Genomic DNA, 10,014 nt, shown 5'->3' with positions numbered 1-10,014 from the left:
TTAGGGGTTGGGGGAAAAAATAGGTTTTCTTGGGTGGTGATCCGGGCTGGGTGGAGAGTTTTCGTCACGTCAATCGCTCCACATCCACGAGTAAAATCGTTATGCCTAGGAACCTGGCGGTATCTTACAATATTATAGAAGAAACGCGAGACATAAGAACCACCAAGTGAAATACATATAAGACTTGGTACACTTCAATGTGATGACAAAGGTGTTGGTGTAGAGCTAGGTAAAAAATATCATATCATTGCTTATCCAACCTTAATGTTTTTAAATGGAGATGGGGAAATGGTGCATGTTCTTGTTGGTGGACCAGAGGCTAATGGATTGATTGAGGCAGGTAAGCTGGCTTTGAATCCTGATAAGAACTTGCTTTCTGTCATTAAAGAATGGAATACTGGGAAAAGAGATCACGACTTTGTGGTCAAGTATTTTAAGACTCTGAAAGAAGCCTATCTTAACGATCAAGCCAGCGCTGATTTTTTAAGTTTCTTCAACAAAGAAAATGATAAAGATAAAACGAGCAAAAGTACTTTTGAGCTGATTAAAATAGTAGGTGCTGCGCCTTTTTCCCCATTGTTAGATTATGTGGAGGCAAGTCGTAGCAAATATTACAAATCTGTAGGGAAGCAAGAGATCGATAGTTTTATTTCAAAAATATACCTGACTTATCTTGAGTCTTTAAGTATTTATGGCGCTCGGAAGGAATTTGATGCCGCAATGAAGAAATTCAAATTGAAGAAATATCCTTATACGGATGAGTATGAAATGTATTGTAACGTGTATTTCGCGTATACAGCTAAAAATGATATTAAAGCTTACATGGAGCGTGGAACAGAATTCCTGGCTAAATATGGTCGAAATAACGATGCTTATACACTTGGATTGACTTCACTTTTAGGTAATTATACCGGTCGGCCTAATGAAGGTGCTGCGGGTATTGTGTGGATGGAGAATTTGTTAAAGCGGAATCCAGACCCGAGCTACCTGGATTTTTATTTTTATATTCTTTGGAGAAACTATCAAGTGGATAAAGCGCTTGCAGTAGGAAATCAAATCAGGGAAAATGACATTAAAAATGACCGCCCAACCAAATCTATTGACGAACAGATTGAAATGGTTAAAGGTATAAAAGCCAAAGCAAGTGCTTCACAGAAAAGTAAATCATAAATAAGCATCCAGATACCTACACCGGGCCTTAAACCCGGTGAATCTAAATCCGTGGGTAGTCTACTGATTTAGATTAGACCTGGAGGGTGTATATCTGATCATTGATTGTGAAATAAAGAAATATTTTTATTCTCCTACTAGAGACTGCGGTATAATTGGTAAATTGTTTTCTTAAAAGTTCAGTTATGCCGAGTCTAGATCAAATCGCCTGTTTTTTTAACATACAACCTAATCCTGGCATTATATTAAAATATGAAGCTCCAAAATTCATTATAGTTCACGTTAACCCTGCTTTTGCGAAGGCAATGAATGTAGTACCGGCGGAACTTTTGGGCGGAGATTTTTTTGAAAAAATTCCAATAGGTTCTGGTGATAGTGTGATTAGTGCTAAAGCGGTAAGGGAAGCACTTGGATATGTGTTGAATTTTAAAGGACCGCATCAATTTACCATACCTAAAGATGATAGGGTTTATAAAATAGATACATATCCTTTACTTGATGATCATGAGGAAGTAGAATACATTGTACAAAATTCAGAAGAAATTCTTGTTAAGGGTATTGAAGAGATCCCTACACTTGCCCGGAAATACCATTCTGCAAGTGCTGATTATAGCTCGGTACCTGGAATTTTGATAGGTCAGGAGTTTTTAGAGAGGAAAGTGTTGGCCTTAAATTCAACAGCAGGTGTTTTAATTGATGAGGTATTGTCTAATTATGTGGAAGGAATTGAACGGCTTTTTCCTGATATGCATTGCTCCATTATGAAGGTGAAAAACCAGCATATCTACAACTGGATTTCATCTTCTCTGCCCGAGGCTTATCTGACGCAGATAGACGGGATTGAGATTGGTGATAAGGTCGGATCTTGTGGTACTGCTGCATTTCTTAAACAAAGGATTATAGTTAGTGATATTCGAAGTGATTTAAGATGGGAAGGTTATAAGAACTATGCACTGGCTTCGAACTTACTGGCTTGTTGGTCACATCCCATTCTCAATTCATCTGATGAGGTTATTGCTACTTTTGCTATCTATTATAGCGAGACTAGGGAACCTAATAACGACGAGTTAATGGTTATAGAGCGGGCAAGTTCTATTCTGAATATTATTTTGGAAAGCAGGCAGCGTGAGGAGGATTTAAGTGATGCGGCTATACTAATGGCTCAGGGACAGGAGTTGGCGGGCTTTGGTACCTGGTGCTGGGATATTTCAAGTAATACGGTTACCTGGTCTGATTCTCTGTTTAAAATTTATGGGCTGGAGAAGACTTCTTTTAAAGCTACTTTTGAAGCTTATCTAGATTTGCTTCATCCGGAAGATAAAGATATCGTATACGATAATATTCAAACTGTTCTCAAAGAGCGCTGCAGTATTGCGTTTGAAGAGCGGATCATCAGGCCTAATGGCGAGGTCAGATTTTTGAAATCATGGGGCAGGTTGAAATGTGAAAATGGGGTGCCGGTTAAAATGATCGGTGCGTGTTTAGATATTTCGGAACGTGTCAATTATATCCGTGTCATTGAACACCATCATCATAAGGCCAGGGATATTGCATGGTCGCAAACTCATTTGCTGAGGGCACCCTTAGCCCGCATATTAGGATTGGTTAAATTGCTCGGCAATACGGATAAAGATGTTGTGGATGAAAGGCAAATCATCTCTTACCTTGAAAATTCTGCGAATGAATTGGATAAGGTTATTAAAGATATTATTGATAAAAGTAAGGATTGAATTACATTAAGGTAACATGTTCTTTGCTACAGAAGCATCAAAGGCCTCAATTACTTCTTTTGGCAATTCGGCTTTTTCTCTCCATTTTCTACTTCCAAACACACCAGGTTCACTTAGCTTGAAAGGTTTAAAACCTATTTTCCGAAGCACGGATTTCTCCTTAAATCTAAAATCACCGTTTTTAGGGTCAATTAAACCGGGGTCTTGAAGTATACTATGGGCATCCCTGCCGCTTTTTTGCTGCCACTGAACGAAATTTAATGTATCTATTGGTTTGCCTCCATAGTTCTTGGTTGATAGCATCAAAATACATTTCTCATTATTCATATTCCAATAACAATTACTATCCAAATTCACATTTCCATGCATCCATGCCCCCTGTAATAAAGCTCCTCTGTCTGAAATAATAATATTGTTCTTAAAATCGAAACTATGATGTGCCTCAATGAGAGAAAATTGTGCCTGAAATTTCATATTTAAAGCGAAAATATTGTTTTTAATCAGATTGTTCTTCCCGTAATGCTGATGAAATCCTCCTGTTTTGGTCTTGTATACCAAATTATTCTCAATCTTGATATTACTGGATCCTTCATCTGTATATATTCCCCAGCCACCATAGTCATAAGAATAGACATCATGTATGATGTTGTTGCTCACTTCAGTGCCATCAGAAATACCTAAGGTATAAATAGCTGCCATATCACTTAAAACTCCCCAACCAATATGATGAATATGATTGTACAAAATTTTGTTATTGATGGAGGGGCTAAAAGCGTATCCCCAAATCCATCCTACAGAGATACCTGTATATCGAAAATCGCCAATATCGTTATGTGCTATAGTATTATTGGCTGAATGTGCTATAAATACACCTTCGCCAGAAGGAAAATTCAATCCACCGGTATGAATAATGCAATTTTCAACTTTATTTCCAAAAGTCCACTGCGCTTTATTTTTACGGATAAGGGTTTCTCCAATCTTTATTCCGCCAGCGCCAAGGTCGTGAAGGTAGCAACTTTCAATTTTAACGTTTTTTACGCCCTCCCTTAACCAGATTCCATATTGTCCGGTATGAGCCACTTCGCAATTCGTAAAAACAATCCCATCTGCATTGTCAATCACAATAGCTGCGTCTATGATTTGAGCTGCCTGAGAAAAATCATATCCCTTGAACTTAACATTGCAATATTTGAACGCAATGCCGTCAAATGCAATATTACGAACTGATAAGGTTGAATCGCCCTTAATGACCAGTAACTTTTCCAGAACAGGGACAACTCCTTCCAAACTTCCATTTTCCTGGACTGGAATGTATTTTATGGTGTCCCGATCCAGGTACCATTCGTTTGGGGAATCTAATGCCTTAAGGTAATTTTCAACATAAAATGTACTTGGATTCTGAACTATTGACCTTGCTGTTGTGGAAAAAAAGGAGTTCTTTTCTGGGTTTAAAGAATCTATCGTATGTATTGAATTGTCCCATTTAAAATAAATATTAGACCATACTTTCTGTAAATCCCTTTTAGAGAGTGCTGCCAATTCATTAAACAATGTTGTTGGGATTTCATATTGCTGTATAACCTTTGACTTTTGCTGGGAATCTACTTTGGTTACTATCTTACCTGTGTTGAAGTAATGATCAATATTCGGGGTTCTCGCTCTGATAGCCCTATTGCCATTGACATACAAATCATAAGGCTGATTTATAGTCATATTTGGAACAATAGCTTTTAGGAGCTTATTGCCTGTCATTGTTACTTTTTTTCCTCCACTAATTATAGGATTGGCATTTTTGGTAGCTTTGAAAATTATTTCCAAATCTTTTGTTCCACTATTTTCAGGGGTGATGTAAATGGGTTGACTTAGTTCATATTCGCCATCTTGTAGGATAATGGTAATTTTTCCCTTCGGATGAGTTTTCTTTAAGTCTGGAAGCATTGCCACTGCTTTTTGTAAACTTGTTGGAGTATGACGGCTTCCGCTACCATTCCCATCGGGCGATACATAAATAGTTACATCTGCTGCGTGTACATTGATCAGAATGATGGATAGAATAAGGCTGAAAAATAGTTTCATTTTTATTTATTTCCGGAGTGAATATAATAGTATCAGGTTGATTACATTTTTGGCCGTAAGAAATTGTTTAAGTGATTTAAGTGCCTTTACCATTTGATTATTTACAGTGCCCTCGGTGATTCCAAGATTATCGGCCGTTTGTTTATAGCTTAAGCCATGAATTTTACAGCTTAAAAAGACCTTTTGCATTTGAGTTGGCAAATGATTAATTGCTTCATTAAAGATGGCGCTACTCTCTTTAAAGTCCATTTCCATGTCAGTGCAACTCCCAATAGGGATTGTGTTTCTTTTAATTTCCTCTAAAATTGCTGATTCATGTTGTGCACGTTTTAAAAGGTTAAGCATATGCCGTTTGGCAATAGTATAGAGATAGGCCTTGGTACACTGATTAGGATTTAATACTAGTCGGTTTTCCCATATTTTTATAAATGCCTCATGGACTATATCTTGTGTTAAGGCATGAGATTTAGCGCCGCGTAAAATAAAGTAATGTAATTGCTTTATATGACGATCATATAAAGCTCTTAAAGCTCGTTCATCTCCTTGCTGAAGAAGAATAGCAAGTTCTTGATCAGAAAGTTCATCGTATTTAACCACTTATTTAAAGTTTTTGTATAAAAATGTGTTCTTCTCGATGTGGGTATGGAGGTATAAACCTCTCCATATTATTTGGTTAGTGCTTCTCTAAGGTAATAGCCCTTGCTTGCTTTGTAAATGGATTAATCCTTTATTTTAATGGATTATTCGATTGCCATTCATCAGTGTAATCTATAAAAACCAATCGTTTAATCCATCTTTTTAACTTAATACTCTATTCTTTTTTATGCCTTTGTTTTATCGGAATCTCCCAATTGAACAGGTAGGGATTTCTGTCCTGATAATCCCATACTTGTCTCAGCTGCGGTTACTTTTCCAAAGGGTATAAACTAAAGCCTAATTCAATTTTAAAGGGAGGACTTCAAGGTCTGCACGACGGGAAGCTGGCACCACTTTGTTAATTGTAACTTTACCATTTTTGACCACTCCTTCTACTGTGGTTTGGTATGGTGCATTTAGTTTGAAATTACAGTCCCATTTGGCTGGCCATGCCGCACCAATGAGAATGCGTTTGCCATCGCACTGCATTAACATTTCCTGCAAGCCGATCATACCACTACCACCATGATCTGTGTCTGGCGCATGGCAGAACCCCGGATTAGTCCAGAAGGCCGGAAACCGGAGACTTGGATGGAGGAACTTTTGCATGATATACTTTTGGGCTTCTCCAGTGCGTCCCATGCGTGCAAGATTAATGGCACTTTGATACCAACACTGTGACTGCTTTTGAACCTTAGGGCGAATGGCACCAAAATCCCAGGTGTTTTTGGCAAGTTGGATGCCGTTGTCACCTCTTCCCAAAAAGTAGTAATTAAAGGGAAAACATACATACATATTTGGGAAATCCATGTTGCCGTTGTAAAATACCCATTCATAACTTTTGGCAGGAGCAACTACCTGGTGGCCATCAACTTCAGATATGGTAATTGGCGGAATCCGCTTTTGAAAATTTTCATAAAATAAACGTTTTTGAGGTGTTAGGTATTTAGAAGGCAATTCCAGTAAGCCTTTACTTAGCGCCCAAAGACCAGCTATTACATCGGTATTATTTGTGCAACCGTGGAAAGGCTCGCAAGCATCACTTGGATAGATCACCAATTGCCCATTTTCATCTAAGGGTTTGCCCGATTTCTTGATTTGTTCTTTTTGATAAAACCGGTCATAGTAATTGATTATACCTTCTACAGCAGGTAGATAGGCTTTTATATCTTGTCCTGTAAAACGACCTGTTTCAAGCATCATCAAGGCAAATTCCATACCTGAAGTATAGTGGTATTTTAAATGTTCTGTCGAATTTCTCCCATCTTTATCTGTACCAATAGCATCCAGTCCAAAAATACTATAAGGTTCGGGGTAAGCTACACCATCTATACCCCAGAATTTCCTGGTATGAAGCCTATTGATTTCAGTGCGATCTTTATAGAAATCAAGCCCTACTTTCAGCAAATCAAAATCGCCCGATTTAAGCAGAGGCCAGTAAACCAATCTCTGGTTTTGTCCCATGAATTGGCAACCATCCCACATGCGTTGATCCGGGTTTCCCGTACAAGTAAATACCCCTCCATTGAAGAGTGTCATAGCGCGGCCATCGCGATTAGCAGCCAGCTGATACCGGAAAAGCTGATAATTTCGGCCAACCTGCCAGGCAGAATCTGTTGGTGCTGCATTTGGGTTTATGGAAATATAACTGCGGTTCCAGAAATCTTGCCACCAGATCAATGCTCTTTTACGATCGTTCTTGCTTTGTTTAGCTGAAATTACAGCAGCCTTGCTTAATTGATGCTCCCAAGCATTCAACGTTGAATCCTGCTCCATACGTAGAGTAATACAAAGGTCAAGTTTTTTTAGAGGTTTACGTGTTTTAAGGCTGGAGGTTTTGGTAGGCAAGTTGTTAAACTTGCCTACCTCTGTACCTGCGGGTTCCATGTCTGATCCCACCATAATTCCCCCCATTGTCAATTTTGAGAGCGGATCAGGAACATCTTTAGTGAATTGTTCCATCCCCTGTGTTTTAATATCGCTCAGTCGTCTGGCATTTGCATCTGCCAGGCGATGAACCCATTGTAATCTTTCCTGAACAAATTTAGAATCGTATTTTGACCATGTCTCGTAAGATGCAGTCACTTCGACAGGCTTACCCGATTCCATTTCAACATGAATTACTGGCTTATCAACCGCACACCAGAGTTTTAACTTAACAGGCGCTCCAGAGGTACATTTACCTGAGATAACCATTTCGCTTCTTAATAAATTAAGTTCCTGCCGAAATTCCTTTTCAAAAACCGTTGGAGAAAAATGTAAACGTACCAGGCCTAATTTTACCTGCATACCATTCTCATCCATACAATTTGGACTACCCATAAGAAACAGCAGATCGTTATTTTCTACCCAAACATTCAGCCCAAGCACTCCTCCGGCAAGAGGCATGGATTCACTGGAGTTCTTGCCTGGTGTTGTCCAACTGTAATTATAGGATGCTAATTCGGAAGTCCAGCTCTGATTTTTGGTCTGTGCCTCTACACAAGGAGAGGCCAGACTTAAAAAGAGTGCATATAAAAGCGAATTTAAAAGAGTAATTCTCACGTTTTCTTGAATTTATGGTATTATAGGATTAAATGTACCATTATCCCAGCCAATATTTTGTATAAGGTTTTTGTCCTTCTGTATATAGTTCGTACTAATAGGCCAAAAATAATAGGTGTCAGGTATCATTATGGAGTTGTCGGTAGACCTGGTAATGACCTCTTCTTTATATAGTGTTGCGGCTCTAAGTATGCTATCCTTAGATACACCTTTAGGTGGGTTAAGCACTAATGAAGTCAGGAAGCTGTTTATAGCAGAATAATCATGTAATTTCTTTCCTGTTGTATCAGCGGCAGTTCCCCTGGTATCGGCAAGGTAAGGGCCGTAAGCATGCCAGGTATTTTGTGAATTCAAAACAGAGAACAATCTTCTCCTTCGTAAATCCCAGAAACGTTTCCCTTCAAACGCCAGTTCAATTTGACGCTCCTTCATAAGTGCATTAAGGGTTGCCTGATAATCAGATCCAACGCCTAACGCCAATCCATAGTTTCCACCACCATCATCAACTATCCCAGCTCTTTTTCTAATTAAAATTAGATTATCCTTTGCAATACGTCCATTCCCAGTTTCATTGGCACATTCTGCCAGGTCCAGTAAAACTTCTGCATATCTGATTACAGGCCAGTCAAAAGCCTGTTTAGAAAGATCTGCGGTTGCAAAAGTGGTATCTATCTCTTTTCTGGTATAAAAACCACTTCGTTGATATGGGCCCAAATAGCCATCATCTGGGGCTCCTGGGAACATCCACTGAATACGACTCGTATTTGTTGCAAAACCATAATTTGCCCCATTGTAAACGATGGTTTGAGAGAATCTCGGGTCTCTGTTTTTCCAAAAGTAAGCTTTGCTATATCCAGATCCAGGTTCATCAATGTTTTTTCCGTTGATCATAGGATATGCTTTTACCATTTCCCAGGTTGGCTGGCATGCACCCGCACTTCCCGCAGAAACAGACAGCGGTCTCTGTCCAGCCTGAAATCCATTGTTTTTGGTAGGGTCGGCATATCTTACATAAAGGACCATTTCATTTGTAGCTCCGCTTTTATCATACCACATGTTTTGGTAAGCCTTATTTCCACCCTTTGTATATAAACCAAAACCATTAGAGTTTAGTTCAGTTAGGGCGTCATTATAGGCATTATAAGCCTCTGTCCAAAATTCAGGGTGATTCTGTTTGGGACAAAATAACGGGCTGGCTTTTAACATCAGGGTTTGGCCTTTAACTACCATTGCAGCACCTTTACTCACTCTACCCAGATCACTGGCCCCCCAGGTATGTGGTAAGAGCGTGATTGCCGAATCCAGATTTTTTGCGATGTAATTGAAACAGTCTAGAGTGGTGTTCCTTGCCACCATAGTCGATGTGTTATCAATAGGACTTTGTACATCGGTAATGATAGGAACGCCACCGTAAAGCTTAACCATTGAATAATATTGATAGGCCCTGAAAAAATAAACCTGGCCCATTAATGCATCTTTTCTGGCCTTATCCATACCTGGAACCTTGTTGATGTTTTGAAAAAAAGTATTGATTGCTCTAATCCTTGAATAGGCTGTATTCCAGTCGATATTATCTGGAAAGGCACTCGAACTTTGTTGTTTCGCATTCAAAAAGGAATTGATGGTACCTGCCTCTTCCGAATAAACTTCATTCCGGTTCCAGGCAGGCAAGATGCTGTAAAATTGGTTTACATATAACGCAACATTATCTGGATTATTCCAAACTTCATCTGTTGTTATTGCCCCAATATGAGGTTGATCAAAAACTTTTTTGCAGCCGATAAGTGATACTATAAGTACAATCACAAAGAAAACGCTCTTTGTTAATTCGAATATTGACTTAAATTTCATAATTAAA

General features: G+C 38.9%; 6 protein-coding genes. 2 read left to right on the top strand and 4 right to left on the bottom strand.

From position 1 onward, the window contains the following. Nucleotides 1-264 precede the first annotated feature (264 nt). Both R2S08_RS27505 and R2S08_RS27500 read left to right on the top strand, forming a co-directional pair. Nucleotides 265-1,170 (top strand): hypothetical protein, encoded by a 906-nt coding sequence (locus R2S08_RS27505; RefSeq protein ID WP_316838111.1) that lies wholly within the window; start codon nt 265-267, stop codon nt 1,168-1,170. A gap of 185 nt (nt 1,171-1,355) precedes the next feature. Next, nucleotides 1,356-2,900 (top strand): PAS domain-containing protein, encoded by a 1,545-nt coding sequence (locus tag R2S08_RS27500; protein ID WP_316838110.1) that lies wholly within the window; start codon nt 1,356-1,358, stop codon nt 2,898-2,900. A 6-nt stretch (nt 2,901-2,906) separates the two neighbouring features. On the opposite strand, the gene R2S08_RS27495 is transcribed toward R2S08_RS27500, so the two are convergent. The 4 genes from R2S08_RS27495 to R2S08_RS27480 all read right to left on the bottom strand — a co-directional run bounded on the left by R2S08_RS27495 (nt 2,907) and on the right by R2S08_RS27480 (nt 10,007). After that, complete coding sequence (locus tag R2S08_RS27495) at nt 2,907-4,976, bottom strand: right-handed parallel beta-helix repeat-containing protein (protein WP_316838109.1); 2,070 nt, start codon at nt 4,974-4,976, stop codon at nt 2,907-2,909. 6 nt (nt 4,977-4,982) lie between these two features. After that, nucleotides 4,983-5,573 (bottom strand): RNA polymerase sigma factor, encoded by a 591-nt coding sequence (locus R2S08_RS27490; protein ID WP_316838108.1) that lies wholly within the window; start codon nt 5,571-5,573, stop codon nt 4,983-4,985. 336 nt (nt 5,574-5,909) lie between these two features. Further along, complete coding sequence (locus R2S08_RS27485) at nt 5,910-8,156, bottom strand: DUF5703 domain-containing protein (RefSeq protein ID WP_316838107.1); 2,247 nt, start codon at nt 8,154-8,156, stop codon at nt 5,910-5,912. Between the two features lie 12 nt (nt 8,157-8,168). Next, complete coding sequence (locus R2S08_RS27480; protein ID WP_316838106.1) at nt 8,169-10,007, bottom strand: RagB/SusD family nutrient uptake outer membrane protein; 1,839 nt, start codon at nt 10,005-10,007, stop codon at nt 8,169-8,171. Nucleotides 10,008-10,014: the final 7 nt, after the last annotated feature.

It is taken from the genome of Pedobacter nutrimenti (assembly GCF_032678445.1).
GTDB lineage: Bacteria > Bacteroidota > Bacteroidia > Sphingobacteriales > Sphingobacteriaceae > Pedobacter > Pedobacter nutrimenti_A.
Note: the sequence above shows the minus strand (reverse complement) of the source record. Positions and strands in the feature narration are given on the sequence as shown.

Bases quoted from the DNA above. Each gene is read 5' to 3' on its own strand.
- R2S08_RS27505 (WP_316838111.1), top strand. From the start codon at position 265: ATGTTTTTAAATGGAGATGGGGAAATGGTGCATGTTCTTGTTGGTGGA.
- R2S08_RS27500 (WP_316838110.1), top strand. From the start codon at position 1,356: ATGCCGAGTCTAGATCAAATCGCCTGTTTTTTTAACATACAACCTAAT.
- R2S08_RS27495 (WP_316838109.1), bottom strand. From the start codon at position 4,976: ATGAAACTATTTTTCAGCCTTATTCTATCCATCATTCTGATCAATGTA.
- R2S08_RS27480 (WP_316838106.1), bottom strand. From the start codon at position 10,007: ATGAAATTTAAGTCAATATTCGAATTAACAAAGAGCGTTTTCTTTGTG.